This is a genomic window from Mesorhizobium sp. B2-5-3 (assembly GCF_006441005.1).
In the GTDB taxonomy this organism is placed as follows: domain Bacteria; phylum Pseudomonadota; class Alphaproteobacteria; order Rhizobiales; family Rhizobiaceae; genus Mesorhizobium.
Genome location: NZ_VFUS01000008.1, coordinates 1 through 21991, shown reverse-complemented (window position 1 = coordinate 21991; position 21991 = coordinate 1). Strand labels below are relative to the sequence as shown.

Sequence of the window (21991 nt, the reverse complement as noted above, 5' to 3'; positions counted from 1 at the left end):
CCCGCTTGAAGGGTCATCGCCCTTGACAGGACGGGGGTAGGCACCTCATTTCGGCTCTGATCAAACGGCCCGGATTCATGCTTCAGACCACCACAAAGCCTTCTCTGACGATCCGCCTCTGTCAGCCGCGCGGTTTTTGCGCCGGCGTCGACCGTGCTATCCAGATCGTCGTGCTGGCGCTGAAGAAATATGGCGCGCCGGTCTATGTCCGCCACGAGATCGTGCACAACCGCTATGTCGTCGAGGGTCTGCAAAGCCTTGGCGCCGTCTTCATCGAGGAACTTTCCGAGATCCCGGCCGAACATCGGCAGTCGCCCGTCGTCTTTTCCGCGCATGGCGTGCCGAAGTCGGTACCGGCGGATGCCCAGGCGCGCAATTTGTTCTATCTCGACGCCACCTGTCCGCTGGTCTCCAAGGTCCACAAGCAGGCGATGCGCCACCAGCGGCTCGGCCGCCACGTGCTCCTGATCGGCCATGCCGGACACCCCGAGGTCATCGGCACGATGGGACAATTGCCGGAGGGCGCGGTAACGCTGATCGAGACCGAAGCCGATGCCGCGAGGCTTGCGCCGGCGGACCCGAAGGCGCTCGGCTTCGTCACCCAGACCACGCTATCGGTCGAGGACACGGCCGGCATCATCCGCGCGCTGCAGGACCGCTTTCCCGACCTGCAGGCGCCGGCGGCGGAATCGATCTGCTATGCCACCACGAACCGTCAGGAAGCGGTCAAGGATACCGCCGCAGGCGCCGATCTCTACCTGATCGTCGGCGCGCCCAATTCCTCCAATTCGCGGCGTCTTGTCGAAGTGGCTGAGCGTGCGGGGGCTGCGATGTCGCTTCTCGTGCAGCGCGCCGCCGAGATTCCGTGGGACGACATCGGCGACATCTCGACGCTCGGTCTGTCGGCGGGGGCATCCGCCCCGGAGATAATCGTCGACGAGATCATCGATGCGTTCCGCCAGCGCTTCGATGTCACGATCGACCTGGCCATCACGGCCACCGAAACGGAGGATTTTCCCGTCATGCGGGTACTGCGCGATGTCGAACTGACGGCGGCCGACATGGCTTTCGTCAACGGGGCGCCGTAAGGCACATGGCGGTCTACACCGACGTTGCGGAAGGCGAACTCGGCGCATTCCTGAAGCACTACCCAGTCGGCGATCTCCTGTCCTACAAGGGCATCGCGGAGGGCACCGAGAACTCGAATTTTTTGCTGCACACCTCCAGCGGCTCCTACATCCTGACGCTCTATGAAAGACGGGTCGAAAAGGCGGATCTGCCGTTTTTCCTCGGGTTGATGGGCCATCTCGCCAAAAAGGGCGTGTCCTGCCCGCTGCCGGTAACCGCGCATGACGGCAGCGTCATCGGCACGCTGGCGGGCCGGCCGGCCGTCATCATCACTTTCCTCGAGGGTCTCTCGCTCCGGCGGCCGACATCGATCCATTGCGCCGAGGTCGGCAAGGCGCTGGCCGCCCTGCACCTGGCCGGAGCCGACTTTCCGATGACCCGCCCCAATGCGCTCGCCATCGACGGCTGGCGCAAGCTCTGGTCGGCAGCCCGCGACCGTGCCGATGAGGTCGAGCCGGGCCTTGCGGCCGAAGTCGACGTCGACTTCGCCGACTTCGAGCGGAATTGGCCGAAGGGTCTCCCGGAAGGCATCATCCATGCCGATCTTTTCCCGGACAATGTGTTCTTTCTCGGCGAGAAGCTCTCCGGCTTGATTGATTTTTATTTCGCTTGCAACGACCTCTACGCCTATGACGTCGCCACATGCCTGAACGCCTGGTGTTTCGAGAAGGATTTTTCCTTCAATCTCACCAAGGGCAAGGCGTTGCTTGCCGGCTACCAGGATGTGCGGCCTCTGAGTAATCAGGAAAAGGCAGCACTTCCGATGCTGGCACGGGGCTCGGCGCTGCGTTTCATGCTGACCCGGCTGTATGACTGGCTGACCGTTCCCGATGGCGGGCTGGTGATGAAACGCGATCCGACCGAATACATCAGGAGAATGCGGTTTCATCGGACGATCAAATCTGCTTCGGAATATGGGCTGGCATGAGCAAACACGTTGAGATCTTCACCGATGGCGCCTGTTCGGGCAATCCCGGCCCGGGCGGCTGGGGCGCGATCCTGCGCTTCAACGGCGCCACCAAGGAACTATCGGGTGGCGAGGCCGAGACGACCAACAACCGCATGGAATTGCTTGCCGCCATCTCGGCGCTGAATGCGCTCAAGGAGCCTTGCACCGTCGATCTTCACACCGACAGCAAATATGTCATGGACGGCATTTCAAAGTGGATCCATGGCTGGAAGAAGAACGGCTGGAAGACCGCCGACAAGAAGCCCGTCAAGAACGGCGAACTCTGGCAGGCGCTGGATGAAGCCAATCGGCGTCACAAGGTCACCTGGATCTGGGTCAAGGGCCATGCCGGCCATACCGAGAACGAACGCGCCGACGAACTCGCTCGTGAGGGCATGGCGCCGTTCAAGAAGGGCCCGGTCAGGCTTGTTTCTACCCCACCCAAGCCGGTCTCGCAGTCCAAGCAGCCGGCGGTGGCAAAGGCGCGGCGTTCGACCCAAAGCTATTGAATTCCGGGGCGGCACCATCCCCAGGCTGGGATCTCTGTCATGCCGGGCCTGCACTATGTGACGCATCCCCAGGTTCAGGTGGACGCCAAGATTCCGGTGCCGGAATGGGACGACGCGCGCCGAATTGTCCACGGGTGGCGGCCGATCGGCAGGCCGGCACAGCCGCAGATCCTCAGCGGATCAGCAGCGCCGTACCGTAGAGTCCGAAAGCGAACACTGTGTGTGACACCAGATTCAGCGCCCGTACCTTCATCGGGTTGGGCCGCTTCGACGCTGCCCAGCCCGCGCCCATGCCGGGCGCCAGCAGGAACCAGCCGGCGCCGACCGTGACCATGCCGAGGATGAAAGCCGGCAGGAAAGTCGGCGCGACAAGCCAGCCCGCTCCGGCCACCACGACAAGGATGATGCCGTAGACGATGCCGACAAAATAGTGAAAGGCCCAGCCCAAAGCCGATTCGTGTACATAGGGCGTCGCATCGCCAATATCGTCGTGAAAGACTTTTTCCCGTAAATGCCAGACCCAGCGGCCAACGGGGGCCCAGTTCGGCCGTGCTTGACCGAACATCTTGTAGAGAAGAAAGGCCCAGATATCCATCAGCAGCGTGGCGCCGACGCCGATCGCCACGCTACGCCAGACGATGTCGAACGTCATGGTCAGAGCAGTTCGAGGATCTTGGCGGCGCCGGATTCATCGACGCCGGGCTTGGTCTCGACATTGAGGGCGGTGACCTTGCCGTCATCGACGATCATTGAAAACCGCCTCGACCGAAGACCCATGCCTCCGCCGGAGAAGTCGGCGTCGAGGCCGATCGCCTTGGCGAAGTCGCCATTGCCGTCGGCGAGGAACAGGATCTTGCCTTCACCGCCGGTGAAGCGTGCCCAGGCGCCCATGACATGGACGTCGTTGACCGAAACCACGGCGACCGTATCGACACCGCGCGCCAGGATGGCGTCGCGGTTCTCCAGGTAGCCCGGCAAATGATTGTTGCTGCAGGTCGGCGTGAAGGCGCCAGGCACGGCAAACAGCACGACTTTCTTTCCCGCAAAAATCTCGGCCGTCGTGATCGGCTTGGGACCGTCGGCAGTCATCGTCTTGAACGTCGTATCGGGCAGTCTGTCGCCAGCGGAAATGGTCATGAGTTCCTCGCTTGGGAGAATGGGGAAGGACGTAGCCTTGGGTAGCGAACTATGCGGTTTCCCGCAACCATCGCGGAGGGCTGGATCAAGGGAAAGGCAAGAGCCCTTCGACCGCGCCTGCCGAACTCGTCAGTGTATAGTGAAGTCCGCCATCCGTGGGGGTCGTCGAGGGCCGGTCGAGGATCGGCACGGTGAAGATCAGCTTGCCATCCTTCTGGCTGCGGGCCGGCGAACCGAACATGTAGTCGCGGTCTCCTGCGACGAAGAAGTCCGCCGCTTCCGGATCGCCGGGAAAGCTCGCCTCCACAACCAGCGTTTCATGGTCGCCTGGCAGCACGTTGATGCCGAAGTCGGATCTTGCCGGCGCGGGCAAGGCGGCGAAGCTCGCCTTGACCAGCTCCGCGTCCTCGGCATTGTCCGGGTCGGAGCCGGGGTCGACGGTCAACCGCGTCTGCACAGGGATGCAGATCGTCTCGCAAATGCCGAGAAAAATGTCGGCGTCGATGACGGACGGATCCTTCGCGGCCGACAGCGTGAACGTCACCGGCAGCGAGACCGGATAGTCGTAGCCCGCCCATTTGCCGTAGCCGTCGTCATGACGCTTCGGCGCCGGGAAGGAGAGGCTGGCATCGGAAATGTTGGTGCTGGCCGAGATATCGAGTTGCGGCGGCACGCCCGCGTCGCCCGGGTCGCGCCAATAAGTCTTCCAGCCAGGCTTGAGCGCTATGTCGAGAACGCCCCGGATGCGGCCGGCATCGTCGGGCTTGCCGCTCGTCACCAGCCGTACCTTGCCGCCTTCGCTGTTGTACCAGGCGGACGAAGAGGCGGCGGCTGGGGGTGTGATTGCCGATCCGACAGCGGCGCCGAGCAACAGGATTTTCAAGCTTTGCATGGTGATGATTTGATCGTCCGTTCATAGCCGTGCAATGATTTCATGGTCTTGCCGGTATCATATTTGCGTGACCTTTGCCGCAGGTAATGATCGGCCGGCGGCACGGGCTTGGTCGAAAACCGGCGCGGTACATCTTTTCGGCGCCCGGGAAACGCGTTACCCTCTGATTATGGACTTGTTGCGCCACAAGAAGACAGCCGCCGGCAGCGGCTTTCTCGACGATCAGTTCCTCATTGCCATGCCCGGCATGAAGGACGACCGTTTCACGCGCTCGGTCATCTACATCTGCGCCCACAGCGATGAGGGCGCGATGGGCCTGATCATCAACCAGACGCAGCAGATGCTGTTTCCGGACCTTTTGGTGCAACTTGGCATCATGAACGAGCACGAGGCGATCCGGTTGCCCGCCCGTACCCGTGATTTCGTCGTTCGCAATGGTGGGCCCGTCGACCGCAGCCGCGGCTTCGTGCTGCATACGGGCGATTACCGGGTGGAGTCTTCGCTGACCGTTTCCGACGATGTCTGCCTGACCGCGACCGTCGACATATTGCGCGCCATATCGTCGGGCCGGGGACCCCGTCACGCGCTGATGGCGCTGGGCTATTCGGGTTGGGGCGCCGGCCAGTTGGAAACCGAGATAGCCGAAAACGGCTGGCTGACCTGTCCGGCCACTCCGGAGCTTCTGTTCGATACCGACATCGAGCGCAAATACGACCGGATTCTCGCCTCGATCGGCATCGACCTCGCGCATTTGAGTGTAGCGGCCGGCCACGCCTGAGCTCCAGCGGCGTGTAAGCCAACTACGCCTGCGTCAGCGGATACTGTTCCTTCAGCGTCTTCAGCACCTGATCCCCGGGCATCGGGGCGCCGAACATGAAGCTCTGCACATATTCGCAGCCCATCTGGCGCAGCTCCAGCGCGTCGCGCTCGTCCGAAATGCCTTCGGCGACCACCGACAGGCCGAGCTCATGCGCCATGCTGACCATGGATTTGAGCAGCACGGCGCGTTTGGGCGTGCTGTCGTCCACGAAACTCTTGTCGATCTTGATCGTGTCGAAGGGAAAGCGCGTCAGGTAGGCCAGCGAAGAATAGCCGGTACCGAAATCGTCCAGCGACAGGCCGATGCCGAGCTGCTTCAGCTTGGTCAGCACATGGGCAGTCTGCTCGGGATTGTCCATAACCAGCGATTCCGTGAGCTCGAGCCGGAAGCAGCGCGGCTTCAGATTGGCCCGCGCAATCACGGAGCGGACGTCGCTGACCAGGTCGCGGCGGATGAGCTGGCGGCTGGAAAGGTTGACCGAAACCGACAGCGGCGCGTCGCCGATCTGCTTTTGCCATGCCGCCAGATCCTCGGCGGCCTGCTGCATGGCGAACAGCCCAAGCTGTACGATCAGCCCGCAGCTTTCGGCGACCGGAATGAAATCCGCCGGCGGGATCATGCCGCGGCGCGGATGGTCCCAGCGCAGCAATGCCTCGAAGCCGGCGACGCTGCCGTCTTCCAGCCGAACGATCGGCTGGTAGGCAAGCGTGAATTCGCGCCGTTCGATGGCACGGCGCAGGTCGGATTCGAACTGCAGCCGATCGGTGCCGACGGTGCGGAAGGCCGGGCGGAACGGTTCGATCCTGTCGCCGCCGAAGCGCTTGGCCTGATGCATGGCAAGCTCGGCGTCCTTGACCATGTCCTCGGCCGAGGTCTGCGCCGAGGTCCAGGTGATCAGCCCGATCGAGGCGGTCAGCACGATCTCGCGCTTGGCAAAGGTGATCGGGGCGTTGATGGCATGCTTGATGGCGTCCGCCACCGCCGCGATGCGGGCCGGGTCCTGCTCGGAAAGCAGCATCAAGGCGAACTGGTCGCCGGCGAAGCGTGACAGCGAGTCCTTCGGCTTCAAGAGCCGGTGCAGGCGTCGCGCGATGGTGAGCAGGATGGTGTCGCCGGCCGAGATGCCGAGCCCGTCATTGACCTGCTTGAAGCGGTCGATGTCGATGACGAAGACGGTCGGGCGCACCTTCTCTTCGGTCCGTGCGATCGAGATGATCGCCTCGAGCCGGTTCATGAACAATTCGCGATTAGGCAGGCCGGTGAGGTTGTCGTGCACCGCGTCGTGCAGCAGCCTCTCCTCGGATTTTTTCTGCTCGGTGACGTCAACCATGGTGCCGACACAGCGGATGACCTCACCGTCCGATCCGATAACCGGGCGCGCGCGCAGCGCAAACCAGTGATAGTGGCCGTCGGCGCCGCGCAACCGGAAGTTCTGCGCCACCTTGCCGCGACGGTGCTCGAGCACCACGTCGAGCGTGGTGCGGAACGTGTCGCGGTCATCGACATGCAGCACCGGCAGCCAGTTGCGGGCGGCACCCCCCAGGCTGTTGGGGGCGAGGCCGAGCTGGATGCTGACGTCGGGCTTGGTGACGACGCGGTCGCGCAGCACGTCCCAGTCCCACACCGTGTCGCCCGAGCCGGCCACCGCCAGCGCCTGCCGCTCGAGGTCGGAGAACAGGCCCTGGTGCAGCGCGCCTCCGGCGAAGGCATGCTGCATGACGGTGAAGCCGATCAGCAGGATGATGAGGATCAGACCGCCGCCAAGCGCCGGCTGGGCGATGTCGTTGTCGAGCATGCCGGTTATCGCCATCCACGATCCGCATAGCCACAACAGCACCATCACCCAACTGGGCACAAGCATGATCGCGCGATCATAACCGCGTATGCCGAGGAAGATGATCAGGCCGAGCCCGGTCAGCGCGGTGGCGGCGAAGGACAGCCTGGCGATGCCCGCGGCAACCGCCGGGTCGACGATGGCGACGCCGGCGATCAAGAGCAGGCCAAGGATCCAGACCAGCGCCCCATAGCTGAAATGGCCGTGCCATCGATTGAGATTGAGATAGGCGAACAGGAACACCACGAAGGTCGCCGCCAGGGCCACCTCCGTTCCCGCCCGCCACATCTGCTCGTTGCCGGGCGATATCTCGATGATCTTGTTGAGGAAGCCGAAATCGACGCAGATATAGGCAAGCACGGCCCAGGCGAGTGCTGCGGTCGCAGGGAACATGGAGGTTCCCTTGACCACGAACAGGATGGTCAGGAACAGCGCGAGAAGCCCGGCGATGCCGATGACGATGCCGCGGAACAGCGTGTAGGAATTGACTGAGTCCTTGTAGGATTCCGGGTCCCAGAGATAGACCTGCGGCAGCTTGGGCGAGGCGAGTTCGGCGATGAAGGTGATCACCGTTCCCGGGTTCAGCGTCACCCGGAAGACGTCGGCGTCCGGGCTGCTCTGGCGGTCGAGCGCAAAGCCTTCGCTGGGCGTGATGGCGGCGATACGGGTCGAGCCGAGATCCGGCCAGAAGATGCCGGAATTGACCAGTCGGAAATGCGGCGCCACGATCAGCCGGTCGAGCTGCTGGTCGGTGGTGTTGGCAAGCGCGAACACGGCCCAGTCGCCGGTGGAACGGGCGTCATTGGCCTCGACCTCGATGCGTCGTACGATGCCGTCGGGCCCGGGCGCGGTCGAAACCTGGAAGTTTTCGCCCTGGTTGCGGTAGATTTCCACGGCGCCGGACAGATCGAGCGCGACATCGTCGCGAGCGATCTTGATCGGTTCGACGGCAAAGGCCGAGGACGCCGCGCACAGCGTCAGGATCGTCGCGAGGACAAAGGCGAACAGCGGCCCGTTGCGCAGGAATTTCGTCAAAAATCAGTCCTTCGTTCCAGCGCCTGGCGGATCGTCCGCGATCCGGGCGTAGAGGTAGTGGTCCTGCCAGATGCCATTGATCCTGAGGTAGGATCGCAGAAGTCCTTCGCGCCGGAATCCGGCTTTTTCAAGCACACGGATCGACCTGATATTGTCGGGAATACAGGCCGCTTCGATCCGGTGCAACCTCAGCGTATCGAAGGCGAAGCGGGTCACGACCTTGACGGCGTCGGTCATCAGGCCACGGCCGCCGAAGCGCTCGCCGATCCAGTAGCCGACATGCCCGCTTTGCGAGACCCCGTGGCGTATGTTGCCGAGCGTAATTCCGCCAGCCAACCTGCCGCTCGATTTCTCGAATATGAAGAAGGCGATCGCCGTCCCTTGCGCATAGTCCTCGCGGTAACGGCTGATGCGCAGCCGCCATGCCGCCCGGTCAAGCTCGTCCGGCGCCCAGCGCGGCTCCCATGGTTCTAGAAAGGCCCGGCTCTCGCCGCGCACCGCCGACCACTCCCGGTAGTCATTGGTGAACGGCACGCGCAGCGTCACGCGGTCGCCCTTCAGTGCCGGCAGGTCGCGGCGAAAGAAAGGGAGCGCGAACACGGCGCTTGTGCGGGCTTAGACGGCGAGCTTGCGGGCCGTGGTGGGCGTGCCCGGAAGCGAATCGAGGATCGCTTCGTATGGCGCCAGCGTACCCACAGGCCCTACAGCGGTAAGCGTCGGTTTGGTCGAGAACAGCCGTGACGACAGGTCGGTCAAACGATCGACCGTCAGCGCCGAGAGCCGCTCCATCAGTTCCTCCTTGGCGATCGGCCGGCCGAACAAGAGCAGCTGTCTCGCGATCTGCGAGGCGCGGCTGGCCGGGCTTTCCGCCGACATGATCAGACCTGCGCGGTATTGTGCGCGCGCCCGGTCGAGCTCTTCCTGCAGGATGTTCTCGCCGGCCTTCTGCAATTCCTCGATGATGACGGGCACCAGTTCGGCGATGTCGCTCTGCCCGGTCGCGGCATGGACGCCGAATATGCCGGTATCGGAAAAGCCCCAGTGGAAGGCATAGACCGAATAGCACAGGCCACGCTTTTCGCGGACTTCCTGGAACAGCCTGGACGACATGCCGCCGCCGAGGATCATCGACAGCACCTGCGAGGCGTAGAAATCGCGCACATGGTAGGCGCGGCCTTCGAAGCCCAGCACGATCTGCGCGTCCATCAGGTCGCGGTCCTCGCGGAAATCGCCGCCGACATATTGCGCATATTGCGGGATGGTGTTGTCGGCCTTGGTGCGGAAGCCGCCGAGCTGCTTTTCCACTTCGCGCACGAAATTGTCGTGCTTGATGTCGCCGGCGGCCACGATCACCATGCGTTCGGCGCCATACTGGCGCTCGATGAAATCGTGCAATTGCTTCGAGGTAAAGGATTTGACGGTTTCCGGCGTGCCCAGAATCGAGCGGCCGATGGTCTGGTGGCGAAAGGCCGTCTCGGTGAACCGGTCGAACACGATGTCATCGGGCGTGTCGTGCGCGGCGCCGATTTCCTGCAGGATCACGTGCTGCTCGCGTTCGAGCTCCTGCGGATCGAATTCCGATTCCTGCAGGATGTCGGCAAGAATGTCGACGGCCAGCGGCACGTCGTCGGAGAGCACCCTGGCATAGTAGGATGTGGTCTCGACGCTGGTGGCGGCGTTGATCTCGCCGCCCACGTCCTCGATCTCCGATGCGATCTCGAAGGCTGTTCGCCGCTTTGTGCCCTTGAACGCCATGTGCTCGAGCAGATGGGCCATGCCATGCTCTTCATCACGCTCATTGCGGGCACCCGACTTGACCCAGGCACCCAGGGCAACCGATTCGATGCTTGGAAGGGTTTCGGTGGCGACTGTCAGGCCGTTCGACAGACGGCTTACCTCAACACCCATATGGTTCGTACTCCTTAACGCGCCGCTCGCGCACGGCGGCTGACGTAATCTTCCACCATTTTCAGGTCGGATGGAAGTACTGTGTATTTTTCCTCCGATGTCATCAATCCACCTAGCCATGCGGGCAGTGCGGGCGACACGCCGCTGGCGGCCTCGACGGCAGCCGGGAATTTTGCTGGGTGCGCAGTGCCCAGCACCACCATCGGCACGGCATTCGAAGCCTTGCCGGCCGCGACATGCACGGCTGCCGCGGTATGCGGATCAAGCAGGTAGTTGCTGGCCGCGAGCGTCGAGCGGATCGTCGCGGCGACCTCGTCCATATCTGCGCGGCCGGCATCGAATTCGGCTCGCATCCCTGCGATTTCCGTGGCTTCTATGGTGAAGGCGCCGGATTGTTTGAGCCCGGCCATGTAGCGCCGCACAGTCGCCGGGTCGCGGCCCGACGCCTCGAACAGCAGGCGCTCGAAATTCGACGACACCTGAATGTCCATGGAAGGCGAGGTGGTCGCGAACACGCCCTTGGTGCGGTATTCGCCGGTCGCGAAAGTGCGTGCCAGTATGTCGTTGTCGTTGGTGGCGATGACCAGCCGATCGATCGGCAGGCCCATTTTTTTGGCGGCGTAACCGGCAAAGATATCGCCGAAATTCCCTGTGGGCACGGTGAAGGAGACGGGGCGATCGGGCGCGCCGAGCGACAGGGCCGAGGAGAAATAATAGACGATCTGGGCCATGATGCGGGCCCAGTTGATTGAATTCACCCCCGACAGCGAGACACGGTCGCGAAAGCCGTGATCGTTGAACATGTCCTTGAGCATGCCCTGGCAATCGTCGAAATTGCCTTCGATCGCCAGGGCATGCACGTTCTCAGCCTTCGATGTCGTCATCTGCCGTTGCTGCACCGGCGACACGCGGCCATGCGGGAAGAGAATGAAGATGTCGGTGCGGCTGCGCCCGGCGAAGGCGTCTATCGCTGCTCCGCCGGTGTCGCCCGATGTGGCTCCGACGATGGTGGCATGCTGGTTGCGTTCGGCGAGCACATGGTCCATCAGCCGGGCGAGCAGCTGCATCGCGACATCCTTGAAGGCGAGCGTAGGTCCATGGAAGAGTTCGAGGATAAAAGCGTTGGGGCCGGTCTGGACCAGCGGGCAGACAGCCTCGTGGCGGAAGGTGGCATAGGCCTCCCGCACCAGACGCTCGAACACGGGAGCCGGGATTTCGTCGCCAAGAAACGGCGACAGCACGCGGATGGCCAGCTCGGAATAGGCCAGGCCGCGCATGGCGCGGATCTCGGCCATCGAGAATTGCGGCCACTGGCGCGGCACATAGAGCCCGCCGTCGCGTGCCAGGCCTGTCAGGACGGCATCGCAAAACCCAAGCGCGGGCGCCTCGCCGCGGGTACTCACATATTGCATCGTCACAATTCCGTTACTGCCTTGGGTTTTCGACCCACGCAAGGTGGTTAATTTCTACGCTGGCTCAGTCGCATTTTTGCCGCGCGGTTGATATACGTCACCAGCTTTGCGAGAGGGAAGTGCAGTTTCATGGCGTTTCATACATTCAGCGGTCGCTTTTTCGCGGGTCTTGCGCTCACCGGCTTTATGCTTGCCGCCGCCGGCTGCCAATCAGGCGACAACGGTATGCTGAACCTGGGTTTTGGCAAGAAGGACCCGACCGCGCCACCGCCGCCGCAGGACCCCAAGATTCTGGCCAGCCAGTTGAATGCCTATTGCCCGAGGGTGATGCTTCGCGACGGCACGGCATTCTTCAACACCTACGCCAACGAAGCCCGGAAGCCCAGGCCCAAGCTCAAGAAGACCGGCGACGCCGCGCAGGATGCCGCGGCCCAGGCTGCGGCCGATGCTGCCGCTGCTACTCCGCCGGACGATTCGGCGAGGGTCATTTATCAGGCCTCGATCAGCGACGTGACCCGCGATTGCAGCCGCGCCGACGGACAGCTGACGATGAAGATCGCCGTCGCGGGCAAAATCGTGCCAGGGCCGAAATTCACGCCCGGCACCATCACCATGCCGATCCGCACCGCGGTGATGCATGGCACCGAGGTGCTTTATTCGCAGATCCACCAATATCAGGTCCAGGTTACCGACCCCTCGGTCGCCACGCAGTTCGTCTTCACCGATTCCAACGTCGTCGTGCCGGCGCCGACGGCGCAGGATTATCAGGCCTATGCCGGCTATGATGAAAATGCGCCGAAGGCCGCGACCGACAAACCGAAGAAGAGCAGGAAGAAAGCCGCCGCGACCAACTAAATCCGCGGGGGTGCTCGTCGGGGCCTAGCGGACGCTCACGCGTCCGCCGACCATTCTGATAGGGCGGCCAGCGTGCCGCTCAGATCCGCCCAGCGGCGGATCACCGTCTCGGCGCCCGCCTCCGTCAGCGCATCGGCATGGCCGGGATAGCTATGGGCGGCGCCGGTGAACCCGATGACACGCATTCCTGCCGACCTTGCGCCGGTCACGCCGTGCACGGAATCCTCGATGACGAAAGTGTTTGCCGGATGGGCGCCGAGCTTTTCGGCGGCGAACAGGAACACGTCGGGAGCCGGTTTGGTTTTTCCGGTCGGCGTCTCCATCGCGGAGAAGATGCGCCCGGCAAAGAATGGCAGCAGATGCACCTTCTCCAGCATGAATTCTATCCGCTCCGAGCGTGAGTTGGAGCAGATGCAACGTTGCGCCGTCACCGAGGCGACCGCTTCGCGCACGCCCTCGATGGCACGAACGTCGCTGCGCAGTTTCCGGTCGACCAGCTCTTCGGCGCGATCGATCAGCGAAACCTGGAACGGGATGTTGGACTTCTCCTCAACCCGCATCAGAATGTCCTTGAACGTCAGCCCCGCATAAGTCTCGGCAATCTCCTCGGCCGAGATTTCGTATCCGGACAAGGTCAGGAGCTCGGCCTCGACGCGCGCGGCGATGATTTCGGAATCGACGAGCACGCCGTCGCAATCGAAGATGACAAGGTCTGGCTGGGGCATGGTGATCCGGGCAATGAGAACGGGCAGGCTTCAGGCGGCGCGGCATACACCAACGGGCACGTCGGCGCAAACCGGCGGCGTCCGATCGCTGCCCTTCACCGAATATTTACGCTGATCGGTAACCATAACCGGGAGTAAACAGTAACGCGTGCCTTGGGTGTAAAAATGTCAGCCGTGCGTCTTGTCGACGAGCTTTCCCATGCTCCCCAGCAATCCGAATGGCTGGACACGATCCTGAAGGGCGACTGCGTCGCGGCGCTCGACCGGCTGCCCGAAAAATGCATCGACGTCATCTTCGCCGATCCACCCTACAATCTGCAGCTCGACGGCGACCTGCACCGGCCCGACCAATCCAAGGTCGATGCGGTGGACGACGACTGGGACCGGTTCGAGAGCTTCGAGGCCTACGATGCCTTCACGCGCGCCTGGCTGCTGGCCGCGCGCCGGGTGCTGAAGCCCAACGGCACCATCTGGGTCATCGGCTCCTATCACAACATCTTCCGGGTCGGGGCCAAGATGCAGGACCTCGGCTTCTGGATCCTCAACGACGTCGTATGGCGCAAGACCAACCCGATGCCGAATTTTCGCGGCCGCCGCTTCCAGAACGCGCATGAGACGATGATCTGGGCCTCCCGCGACCAGAAGGGCAAGGGCTATACCTTCAACTACGAAGCGTTGAAGGCGTCGAACGACGACATACAGATGCGTTCCGACTGGCTGTTCCCGATCTGCACCGGTGGCGAGCGTCTGAAGAACGACAATGGCGATAAACTGCACCCGACGCAGAAGCCGGAGGCGCTGCTCGCCCGCGTCATGATGGCCTCGACCAAGCCCGGCGACGTCGTGCTCGATCCCTTCTTCGGCTCCGGCACGACAGGCGCGGTGGCGAAGCGCCTCGGCAGGCATTTTGTCGGCATAGAGCGCGAGCAGGCCTATATCGACGCCGCCAATGAGCGCATCGACGCGGTGCGGCCGCTCGACGGCGCGGACCTGACCGTGCTCACCGGCAAGCGCGCCGAGCCGCGCGTCGCCTTCGTCAGCCTGATCGACACGGGGCTGGTGACGCCCGGCGCGACGCTCTACGACGCCAAGAAGCGCTGGGCGGCCAAGGTCCGCGCCGACGGCACGGTGGCGATCGGCGACAGTGCCGGATCGATCCACAAGATCGGCGCCGAAGTTCAGGGCCTGGATGCCTGCAACGGCTGGACCTTCTGGCACTATGAGCGCAGCGGCGGCCTGACCCCGATCGACGAACTGCGTCGCATCGCGCGTCTCGGCATGGAAAGGGCAGGGGGCTGACCCTGCCGATTGCCGCGGCCTTGGCGTTGGTTCAAAGTCTCAACGAAGTACTGGAAGCGATTCAAATCACGCCTTGATTCCGAGCCGCTCAAGGTCTGCTTGAAGTGTCTTGGCATCGGTGAACAGCACTGCCTGCCAGCCGGCCGCTTTGGCGCCGTCGACATTCTTCTGGCTGTCGTCGATGAACAGCGTCGCGGACGGTTCGAGCTCGAACGCGGCGACGTGATGGTCGTAGATGTCGCGATCCGGCTTGATCTTGCCGATCTCACCCGAAATGGTGACACCGCGCGGACGATTGAGAAAATCGAAGCGTTTGCGCGCTTCGGCCAGCGTATCGGCGGCGAAGTTGGTCAGCATGGTGACATCGTGGCCGCTGTCGATCAGACCGACCATGATGGCGACGCTGTCGTCATAGGCATGCGGCACCATGTCGTGCCAGTGGCGGCGAAAATTGCGGATGTTTTCCGCGTGATCCGGGTGGTCCGCGATCAGCAGCGTTTCCGCCTCTTCCCATGTCCGGCCGCGGTCCTGCTCGATGTTCCAGTCATGCGTGCAGACATTGTCGAAGAACCACTTTCTCTCCTCGGCATCGGGAATAAGCCGGCTGAACGGGATGTTCGGGTCGTAGTGGATCAGCACTTTGCCGATGTCGAACACGATGTGGCGGATTTCAGTCATGGGGCCTCTCTGCACTGTTCGGTGACGGCTTTTTTCGTCGCGCCGGGTATCGCAGCCTCGATTGCCTTTTTCATGACAGTGGGCAGCGCTTCACCCGAAATGTCCGACGGCAGCGACCAGAAATGCCCGGCGGGCGTCTCGCCGGTGCTTCGGGCGAGGAAGATTTCGAGCTCGAGCGCAAAATGGGTGAAGACATGCGCGATCCGGCCGGCTTGTCGCCAGTCGCCGGGAAAGGGTGCGGCCGCCGCTGTGGTCGCGCCGTCCAGCCGCGCCGTCCAGCCGGTCGTCGGCACCTCGGTCATGCCGCCGAGCAGCCCTTTGTCGGCGCGTTTGCGCAGAAGAATGGCACCGTCGCTTCGCACGGCGACGAAGGCTGCGCCGCGCCGCAGCGGTTTGTCGGCCTTGGGCAGGCGCACGGGATATTGTTCAGGATCGCCTGAAACGACCGCGCTGCAGCCCTCGCGCAGCGGGCAAAGCATGCAGCGCGGCCGGCGCGGGGTACAGATCGTGGCGCCGAGGTCCATCATCGCCTGAGCGAAATCGCCGGGCCTCGTCGTGGGAACCATGCGCTCGACACGGGCGCGAATGTCGGCCTTGGCTTCGCTGAGCGGCGTGGCAATGGAGAACAGGCGGGTCACGACACGTTCGACATTGCCATCGACGACGGCAGCCGGCCGGTCGAAAGCGATCGCCGCGATCGCCGCCGAAGTATAGGCGCCGATGCCCGGCAATTCCTTCAAGCCGGCTTCCGTATCCGGAAACCGGCCGTCGCGCCCGGCCACCAGATCGGCACAGGCCTTGAGGTTGCGGGCACGGGAATAGTAGCCGAGCCCTGCCCAGGCTTTCATCACGTCCTCGACGGGCGCCGCCGCCAGCGCCGCGACATCAGGCCATTTCTCGACAAAGGCGCGAAAATAGGCCTTCACGGCTTCAACCGTGGTCTGCTGCAGCATGACCTCCGACAGCCAGATCCGGTAAGGATCGGGCCGCACGCCACGGGCATGGTCGCGCGGGGTCACGCGCCACGGCAACTCGCGATGATGCACGTCGTACCATGCGAGCAGGCGGGATGCGGTATCGCCAGCTTTGCTGCTGTCCCCGGACGCAGCTCTGCTGCTGTCACTAGACGCAGCTTTGCTGCTGTCACTAGACGCAGCTTTGCTGCTGCTGTCCTCTGATATGGCCTTGCGGGTCTGCTCGTGCGGTGCCATTGATCTCGTATCGGCCTCGGCCGGGAAGAGTGGAGGTGGGTGGCTGGAGAACGCACATGGCAGGGAAAAGGCCCTTCGGCAATCCCGTTCCGGTGAGCGATCTCGCCACCGCGATCCTCGACCCGGTGCTGCGCAAGCGGGCGGGCATTTCGGTCAGCCTGGTCCAGTCGTGGGAAGAGATTGCCGGTTCGCGCCTGGCCGGCCATTCGCGCCCTGAAAAGATCCAGTGGCCTCGGCGGCTGCACGAAGACGACCCGTTCGAGCCGGCCGTGCTGGTGATCGCCTGCGAGGGCATGGCGGCGCTCCATCTGCAGCATGAGGCCGGCGAGATCATCAATCGCGTCAATGCATTTCTCGGCTTCACGGCCATCGGCCGCATCAGGATAGTGCAGAAGCCGGTTCTAAGTGAAAAGGCGCGGCCGAAACCACCCGTCAGGCCTCTCAATGAGGCGGAAAAATCAAGACTGTCGCACATCGTCGGCAAGATAGAAGACGATGGCCTGCGTGCCTCTCTGGAGCGGCTCGGCGCCACTATTCTGGGACAAAGAAAGTCATAGCACCGTCGCCAATCTCGCGATTTCGTGATTATAAGCTTCAAGTTTCACGATTGGATTGGGGACGGCGATGCCTTAATTCGCGCCAACTCTCGCCTTTTCGTGCCTTTGCGTTGCAAAATCCAACCCCTGTCAGGTGATTCGTATGAACCGTCCTCCGTTCGGCAAAAGCTTGTCCCGCAGAAACCTGCTGTCTTCGCTGGCCGCCATTCCGGTGGTGGCCGTGCTTGCGGCATGCAGCGACTCTGGTGAGGAAGCCAAGGCGGCCGATGTGAAGCCTGCCGCTCCCGCCGCACCCGCGACATCGGCCACGCCGGCCGCCGTCAAGGCGCCGGAGGCTCAAGGCACCGTCGACATGGCCGAACTGCTTAAGCCCGGCGCATTGCCCGACAAGCAACTCGGCAAGGACGACGCCAAGGTCACGATCGTCGAATACGCCTCGATGACCTGCCCGCATTGCGCGCATTTTGCCGAAACCACCTTTCCGGAATTGAAGAAGAAATACATCGATACCGGCAAGGCGCGCTATATTCTGCGCGAATTCCCGTTCGATCCGAGCGCCGAGGCCGGTTTCATGCTGGCGCGCTGTGCCAAGGACAACTACTTCCCGATGGTGGATGTCCTGTTCAAGCAGCAGGCGAACTGGGTGGGCGTGTCCAACACCAAGGATGCGCTGCTGCAAATCTCCAAGCTCGCCGGTTTTACACAGGAGTCCTTCGAAGCCTGCTTGACGGACCAGAAACTTCTGGACGATGTGAGGGCGGTCCAGAAACGCGGCGCCGACGAATTCAAGGTCGACTCGACGCCGACCTTCTTCATCAACGGAAAGACCTACAAAGGGGCGATGTCGATTGAGGAAATGTCGGCCATCATCGACCCTCAGCTCTGACGTCTTGGCGATGCCGAAGCGGCAGCGCTTCGGCATGCGTGGCCTTTGGCCGTGCTGCGCGCCGCCGCAAACCCGCGGCGCGTTTTCGCAAAAGTCGCTTTCAGGGCGGCGTGAATGAAGTTTTCGCGCCTTCGCCTCCTCGGTTTCAAATCCTTCGTCGAACCAGGCGAGTTCGTGATCGAACGCGGCCTGACGGGCATTGTCGGGCCGAACGGCTGCGGCAAGTCTAACCTTGTCGAGGCGCTGCGCTGGGTGATGGGCGAAAGCTCCTACAAGAACATGCGCGCGTCCGGCATGGACGACGTGATCTTTTCCGGCTCGGGCACGCGCCCGGCACGCAATACCGCCGAGGTCACGTTGTTCCTCGACAACAGCGATCGCTCGGCGCCGGCAGCCTTCAACGACGCCGACGAATTGCAGGTCTCGCGCCGCATCGAGCGTGAGGCGGGCTCGCTCTACCGTATCAACGGCAAGGAAGCGCGCGCCAAGGACGTGCAGCTTCTGTTCGCCGACCAGTCGACCGGCGCGCGTTCGCCCTCGATGGTTGGCCAGGGTCGCATCGGCGAGCTGATCCAGGCCAAGCCCCAGGCGCGCCGCGCCCTGCTGGAAGAAGCGGCTGGCATTTCCGGCCTGCATACGCGCCGCCACGAGGCCGAACTCAGGCTCAAGGCCGCCGAGCAGAACCTCGAGCGCCTGGATGACGTCGTTGGCGAGCTGGAAAGCCAGATCGAAAGCCTGAAGCGCCAAGCACGCCAGGCCTCCCGCTTCAAGAACCTGTCGGCCGACATCCGCAAGGCCGAGGCGACGCTGCTCCATCTGCGCTGGACGCTGGCCAAGGCCCAGGAAGGCGAGGCACGTTCGGCGCTGGCCGTCGCCACCGCCCTGGTTGGCGACCGCGCCGCCGCCCAGATGGCGGCCGCCAGGGAGCAAGGTATCGGCGCGCATCGGCTGCCCGATTTGCGTGACGCCGAAGCTGCGGCGGCCGCGGCCTTCCAGCGCCTGTCGATCGCCAGATCGCAGATCGAGGAAGAAGCCGGCCGCATCCGCGCCCGTCAGGCGGAACTCGAGCGCCGGCTCCAGCAGCTCGACGGTGACATCGCCCGCGAGGAGCGCATGGTGCGCGACAATGCGGATATCCTGGAACGCCTGCGCGCCGAGGAAGCAGCGCTCAACTCCGAAAATGGCGGCGCGGCCGAGCGTGAAGCAACCACCCGCGCCGCCTTCGAACAGGCAGCCGCGACGCTCTCGCAGAGCGAAGCCAGGCTTGCAGCACTTACCGCCGAGCGGGCCGAGGCCGCCGCTTCGCGCAATCAGGTCGAGCGGACGCTGCGCGAGACCGCCGAGCGTCGGGACCGTTTCGCCCGCCAACTCGCCGATGTCGACCGCGAATTGTCGGAAATGCTCTCCAAAGTCGCGGGCCTGCCCGACCCGGCCGAGAAGCGACTTCTGGTCGAGGACGCGCTGGCGCGGCTCGAAGAGAGCGAGGCCGGCGCGATTGCCGCCGAACAGGCGGTCGCCGAGGCGCGCGCCGCCGAAAATGCCGCCCGCCCGCCGTTACAGGACGCCAGGGCCGAACTGGCGCGCATCGAAACCGAAGCCCGCACGCTGGCCAAGATCCTGAACGCAGCCAGCGGCGATCTCTTCCCGTCCGTGCTGGAACAGATCAGCGTCGAGCGCGGCTATGAGACGGCCTTGGGCGCCGCCCTCGGCGAGGACCTTGACGTGCCGCTCGACCGCAGCGCCCCGGTGCATTGGGGCGAGAGCGCGATCCAGACCGGTGACGCCGCGCTTCCCGAAGGCATCAAGAGCCTGGCCAGCGTGGTACGTGCCCCGGCGCAGCTTGCCCGCCGGCTGGCGCAGATCGGCATTGTCGAAGCCGCCGACGGCCGCCGCCTGCAAGGGCTGCTCGCGCCCGGCCAGAGGCTGGTCAGCCCTGAGGGCGCGCTGTGGCGGTGGGACGGGCTGACCGCCAGCGCCGACGCGCCGACCGCGGCCGCGCAACGCCTGGCGCAAAAGAACCGGCTGGCCGAGCTCGATGCCGAAGCGGTGCAGGCGACGCTTGTGCTGCGCGAGGCCGAGGCAGTGCTCGCACAGGCCGAACAGTCCCTTCGCGAGGCCAGCGAGGCCGAGCGCGCCGCGCGTCAGGCCGGACGCGACGCCCAGCACGGGCTGGACGCCGCCCGCAACGCGCTGGCCGAAGCCGAAAAGGCCGGCGGCGAGTTGTCGAGCCGGCGCGCCGCCCTGGACGAGGCCCGCGCCCGTATTGTCGACAGTCATGAAGAAACTTCGGCCGCCTTTGCCGAGGCGGAAATGCTGCTGCAGGACGCGCCCGATCTCGGCGACCTGCAGATACAGCTCGAGCAATCCTCGGCCAATGTCGCCCGCGACCGCGCCACGCTCGCCGATGCGCGTGCCGTCCATGAAGGGTTGCGGCGGGAGGCCGAGGCGCGTTCGCGCCGGCTCGATGCGATCGGCGCCGAGCGCAGCAACTGGCTGGAGCGCGCCGAGAACGCTTCGACGCAGATCGCCTCGCTGGGCGAACGCAAGGCAGAGGCCGAGGCCGAACGCGAGAGATTGGCCGACGCACCCGACGAGATCGATGCCAAGCGGCGCGCCTTGCTGTCGCAGCTCACCGAAGCCGAGACCTTGCGCAAGGCGGCAGCCGACCGTCTGCAGGAAGCGGAGAACAGGCAGGCCGAACTGGACAAGGCGGCCACCGGCGCCATCCAGTCGCTGGCCGAGGCGCGCGAGACCCGTGTCCGCGCCGAGGAGCGCTTGACCGCGGCCGACGAGCGCCGGCTGGAGGTCGAGGCGCGCATCCAGGAGACGCTGAACACGCCGCCACATCTGGTCATCCGCCATACCGGGCTGGAAGCGGACGATCCGATGCCCGAAATGGCCGAGATCGAGCGCCAGCTCGACAGGCTGAAGATCGAGCGCGAGCGGCTCGGCGCCGTTAACCTGCGCGCGGAGGAAGAGCAGAAGGAGCTTTCGGACCGGCTGGAGACCATCGTCTCGGAGCGCGAGGACATCATCGAGGCGATCCGCAAGCTCCGGCAAGCGATCCAGAGCCTCAACCGCGAGGGCCGCGAGCGGCTTCTCGCGGCCTTCGACGTGGTCAACGGCCATTTCCAGCGGCTGTTTTCGCATCTCTTCGGCGGCGGCACGGCGGAATTGCAGCTGATCGAATCCGAGGATCCGCTCGAGGCGGGGCTTGAAATCCTTGCCCGTCCGCCCGGCAAGAAGCCGCAGACCATGACGCTGCTGTCCGGCGGCGAACAGGCACTTACGGCGATGTCGCTGATCTTCGCCGTGTTCCTCACCAACCCGGCGCCGATCTGCGTACTCGACGAGGTCGATGCGCCGCTCGACGACCATAATGTCGAACGCTTCTGCAATCTGATGGACGAGATGGCCAAGACCACCGAGACGCGCTTCGTCATCATCACCCACAATCCGATCACCATGGCGCGCATGGACAGGCTGTTCGGGGTGACCATGGCCGAGCAGGGCGTCAGCCAGCTCGTTTCGGTCGATCTGCAGGCAGCCGAAGCCATGCGCGAGGCAAGCTGACTTCACCTTCAACGTGCCGTGCTGAAGCCTGATTTTGAGCGTTGTCTTCGCGGTAAGGCAAGTCGGGTTCGGCTTCTTCTCACCTTGCGCGTTGCACGACCCAGGTGGCCCAGATCGCGGCCAGCAGACCGCATGCAATGCCAATGCAATCGGCAACCCAGTCGAGCACGTCGAAATCGCGGCCTATCACCGTGGTGCCCTGGAGGACTTCGATGGCGGCACCGACAAAAGCCAGAAAGACGATCAGCGCCGGCTTCTGCCGCGGCCAGCCGAGGCTGCCCAGGAAAGCCAGCACGGCGAATGCGCTGGCGTGATTGAGCTTGTCATAGTGGAAGCCGATATCGATCCCGAATTGCTTGAGGCGATGTGCCGGCAGCAGCGCGAGAACGAGGACGGCCAGGAGCGTGACGACAAAGGCAATCCGCTCGGCGACGGAATAGATTCTCATTCTGCTCCAACAACATGTCTCCGGTATAAACCGTAACCGATGTGTCCGGAACGGACCTTGAGCGACCCGAGACATAGGTGACGTTTTGTACCGGACACATGGGTAACACTTTTGGCTTTTGGCCGGAGGTGTTGA

Annotated in this window: 20 protein-coding genes; 9 read left to right on the top strand and 11 right to left on the bottom strand. The window is 63.8% G+C overall.

Annotated elements, in window-relative coordinates:
- Positions 1-77: 77 nt before the first annotated feature.
- From ispH to rnhA, 3 genes are read left to right on the top strand one after another with little or no spacing between them, the layout of a single operon-like run.
- Positions 78-1088 (top strand): 4-hydroxy-3-methylbut-2-enyl diphosphate reductase, encoded by a 1011-nt coding sequence (gene ispH, locus FJ867_RS19450; protein ID WP_140558201.1) that lies wholly within the window; start codon positions 78-80, stop codon positions 1086-1088.
- A gap of 5 nt (positions 1089-1093) precedes the next feature.
- Positions 1094-2056, top strand: coding sequence for a homoserine kinase (locus FJ867_RS19445; protein ID WP_140818277.1), 963 nt, complete (start codon positions 1094-1096; stop codon positions 2054-2056).
- On the top strand, positions 2053-2586 hold the full coding sequence (gene rnhA, locus FJ867_RS19440; protein ID WP_140494956.1) for a ribonuclease HI: 534 nt from the start codon (positions 2053-2055) through the stop codon (positions 2584-2586). The genes FJ867_RS19445 and rnhA overlap by 4 nt, the downstream gene beginning before the upstream one ends.
- A gap of 172 nt (positions 2587-2758) precedes the next feature.
- On the opposite strand, the gene FJ867_RS19435 is transcribed toward rnhA, so the two are convergent.
- From FJ867_RS19435 to FJ867_RS19425, 3 genes are all read right to left on the bottom strand, one after another.
- Positions 2759-3238, bottom strand: coding sequence for a DUF2938 domain-containing protein (locus tag FJ867_RS19435; protein ID WP_140520804.1), 480 nt, complete (start codon positions 3236-3238; stop codon positions 2759-2761).
- A gap of 2 nt (positions 3239-3240) precedes the next feature.
- Entirely contained in the window at positions 3241-3723 is a 483-nt protein-coding gene (locus FJ867_RS19430) for a peroxiredoxin (RefSeq protein WP_140520803.1), read from the bottom strand.
- Between the two features lie 85 nt (positions 3724-3808).
- Complete coding sequence (locus FJ867_RS19425; protein WP_140674956.1) at positions 3809-4615, bottom strand: protein-disulfide reductase DsbD domain-containing protein; 807 nt, start codon at positions 4613-4615, stop codon at positions 3809-3811.
- 169 nt (positions 4616-4784) lie between these two features.
- Between FJ867_RS19425 and FJ867_RS19420 the strand changes: the two genes are divergently transcribed.
- A complete protein-coding gene (locus FJ867_RS19420; protein WP_140494949.1) occupies positions 4785-5393 on the top strand; it encodes a YqgE/AlgH family protein in 609 nt (202 codons plus the stop codon).
- A 22-nt stretch (positions 5394-5415) separates the two neighbouring features.
- On the opposite strand, the gene FJ867_RS19415 is transcribed toward FJ867_RS19420, so the two are convergent.
- The 4 genes from FJ867_RS19415 to thrC are packed head-to-tail and all read right to left on the bottom strand — an operon-like array spanning position 5416 to position 11624.
- A complete protein-coding gene (locus tag FJ867_RS19415) occupies positions 5416-8304 on the bottom strand; it encodes an EAL domain-containing protein (protein WP_140514838.1) in 2889 nt (962 codons plus the stop codon).
- A gap of 3 nt (positions 8305-8307) precedes the next feature.
- Positions 8308-8904 carry a GNAT family protein gene (locus FJ867_RS19410; RefSeq protein ID WP_140520802.1) on the bottom strand — a complete coding sequence of 199 codons (597 nt, stop codon included), beginning with the start codon at positions 8902-8904 and terminating at the stop codon, positions 8308-8310.
- Positions 8905-8919: 15 nt separating this feature from the next.
- Positions 8920-10212, bottom strand: coding sequence for a pitrilysin family protein (locus FJ867_RS19405; protein WP_140494943.1), 1293 nt, complete (start codon positions 10210-10212; stop codon positions 8920-8922).
- A gap of 14 nt (positions 10213-10226) precedes the next feature.
- Positions 10227-11624 carry a threonine synthase gene (gene thrC, locus FJ867_RS19400; protein WP_140564255.1) on the bottom strand — a complete coding sequence of 466 codons (1398 nt, stop codon included), beginning with the start codon at positions 11622-11624 and terminating at the stop codon, positions 10227-10229.
- A 129-nt stretch (positions 11625-11753) separates the two neighbouring features.
- Here thrC and FJ867_RS19395 point away from each other — a divergent pair, with 129 nt between their 5' ends.
- Entirely contained in the window at positions 11754-12479 is a 726-nt protein-coding gene (locus FJ867_RS19395; RefSeq protein WP_140514841.1) for a hypothetical protein, read from the top strand.
- 35 nt (positions 12480-12514) lie between these two features.
- On the opposite strand, the gene FJ867_RS19390 is transcribed toward FJ867_RS19395, so the two are convergent.
- On the bottom strand, positions 12515-13204 hold the full coding sequence (locus FJ867_RS19390) for an HAD family phosphatase (protein ID WP_140514843.1): 690 nt from the start codon (positions 13202-13204) through the stop codon (positions 12515-12517).
- A 165-nt stretch (positions 13205-13369) separates the two neighbouring features.
- Between FJ867_RS19390 and FJ867_RS19385 the strand changes: the two genes are divergently transcribed.
- Positions 13370-14503 (top strand): site-specific DNA-methyltransferase, encoded by a 1134-nt coding sequence (locus FJ867_RS19385; protein ID WP_140514844.1) that lies wholly within the window; start codon positions 13370-13372, stop codon positions 14501-14503.
- 66 nt (positions 14504-14569) lie between these two features.
- On the opposite strand, the gene FJ867_RS19380 is transcribed toward FJ867_RS19385, so the two are convergent.
- Positions 14570-15181 carry an HAD family phosphatase gene (locus tag FJ867_RS19380; RefSeq protein ID WP_140494934.1) on the bottom strand — a complete coding sequence of 204 codons (612 nt, stop codon included), beginning with the start codon at positions 15179-15181 and terminating at the stop codon, positions 14570-14572.
- Positions 15178-16392, bottom strand: a complete 1215-nt coding sequence (mutY, locus tag FJ867_RS19375; RefSeq protein WP_140494932.1) for an A/G-specific adenine glycosylase — start codon at positions 16390-16392, stop codon at positions 15178-15180. The genes FJ867_RS19380 and mutY overlap by 4 nt, the downstream gene beginning before the upstream one ends.
- A gap of 56 nt (positions 16393-16448) precedes the next feature.
- On the opposite strand from mutY, the gene FJ867_RS19370 reads away from it, so the two are divergent.
- From FJ867_RS19370 to smc, 3 genes are all read left to right on the top strand, one after another.
- A complete protein-coding gene (locus tag FJ867_RS19370; protein WP_140555929.1) occupies positions 16449-16949 on the top strand; it encodes a DUF721 domain-containing protein in 501 nt (166 codons plus the stop codon).
- Positions 16950-17091: 142 nt separating this feature from the next.
- Positions 17092-17835 (top strand): DsbA family protein, encoded by a 744-nt coding sequence (locus FJ867_RS19365; RefSeq protein ID WP_140494928.1) that lies wholly within the window; start codon positions 17092-17094, stop codon positions 17833-17835.
- Positions 17836-17949: 114 nt separating this feature from the next.
- A complete protein-coding gene (gene smc / locus FJ867_RS19360; protein WP_140818275.1) occupies positions 17950-21408 on the top strand; it encodes a chromosome segregation protein SMC in 3459 nt (1152 codons plus the stop codon).
- A gap of 79 nt (positions 21409-21487) precedes the next feature.
- Here smc and FJ867_RS19355 read toward each other — a convergent pair whose 3' ends face one another.
- Positions 21488-21856 carry a VanZ family protein gene (locus tag FJ867_RS19355; protein WP_140818273.1) on the bottom strand — a complete coding sequence of 123 codons (369 nt, stop codon included), beginning with the start codon at positions 21854-21856 and terminating at the stop codon, positions 21488-21490.
- Between the last annotated feature and the right edge of the window lie 135 nt (positions 21857-21991).

Bases quoted from the DNA above. Each gene is read 5' to 3' on its own strand.
- FJ867_RS19385 (WP_140514844.1), top strand. From the start codon at position 13,370: ATGTCAGCCGTGCGTCTTGTCGACGAGCTTTCCCATGCTCCCCAGCAA.
- FJ867_RS19420 (WP_140494949.1), top strand. From the start codon at position 4,785: ATGGACTTGTTGCGCCACAAGAAGACAGCCGCCGGCAGCGGCTTTCTC.
- FJ867_RS19380 (WP_140494934.1), bottom strand. From the start codon at position 15,181: ATGACTGAAATCCGCCACATCGTGTTCGACATCGGCAAAGTGCTGATC.
- FJ867_RS19365 (WP_140494928.1), top strand. From the start codon at position 17,092: ATGAACCGTCCTCCGTTCGGCAAAAGCTTGTCCCGCAGAAACCTGCTG.
- FJ867_RS19355 (WP_140818273.1), bottom strand. From the start codon at position 21,856: ATGAGAATCTATTCCGTCGCCGAGCGGATTGCCTTTGTCGTCACGCTC.
- thrC (WP_140564255.1), bottom strand. From the start codon at position 11,624: ATGCAATATGTGAGTACCCGCGGCGAGGCGCCCGCGCTTGGGTTTTGC.
- FJ867_RS19405 (WP_140494943.1), bottom strand. From the start codon at position 10,212: ATGGGTGTTGAGGTAAGCCGTCTGTCGAACGGCCTGACAGTCGCCACC.
- FJ867_RS19395 (WP_140514841.1), top strand. From the start codon at position 11,754: ATGGCGTTTCATACATTCAGCGGTCGCTTTTTCGCGGGTCTTGCGCTC.
- FJ867_RS19390 (WP_140514843.1), bottom strand. From the start codon at position 13,204: ATGCCCCAGCCAGACCTTGTCATCTTCGATTGCGACGGCGTGCTCGTC.
- smc (WP_140818275.1), top strand. From the start codon at position 17,950: ATGAAGTTTTCGCGCCTTCGCCTCCTCGGTTTCAAATCCTTCGTCGAA.
- FJ867_RS19445 (WP_140818277.1), top strand. From the start codon at position 1,094: ATGGCGGTCTACACCGACGTTGCGGAAGGCGAACTCGGCGCATTCCTG.
- FJ867_RS19430 (WP_140520803.1), bottom strand. From the start codon at position 3,723: ATGACCATTTCCGCTGGCGACAGACTGCCCGATACGACGTTCAAGACG.
- mutY (WP_140494932.1), bottom strand. From the start codon at position 16,392: ATGGCACCGCACGAGCAGACCCGCAAGGCCATATCAGAGGACAGCAGC.
- FJ867_RS19425 (WP_140674956.1), bottom strand. From the start codon at position 4,615: ATGCAAAGCTTGAAAATCCTGTTGCTCGGCGCCGCTGTCGGATCGGCA.
- rnhA (WP_140494956.1), top strand. From the start codon at position 2,053: ATGAGCAAACACGTTGAGATCTTCACCGATGGCGCCTGTTCGGGCAAT.
- ispH (WP_140558201.1), top strand. From the start codon at position 78: ATGCTTCAGACCACCACAAAGCCTTCTCTGACGATCCGCCTCTGTCAG.
- FJ867_RS19435 (WP_140520804.1), bottom strand. From the start codon at position 3,238: ATGACGTTCGACATCGTCTGGCGTAGCGTGGCGATCGGCGTCGGCGCC.
- FJ867_RS19370 (WP_140555929.1), top strand. From the start codon at position 16,449: ATGGCAGGGAAAAGGCCCTTCGGCAATCCCGTTCCGGTGAGCGATCTC.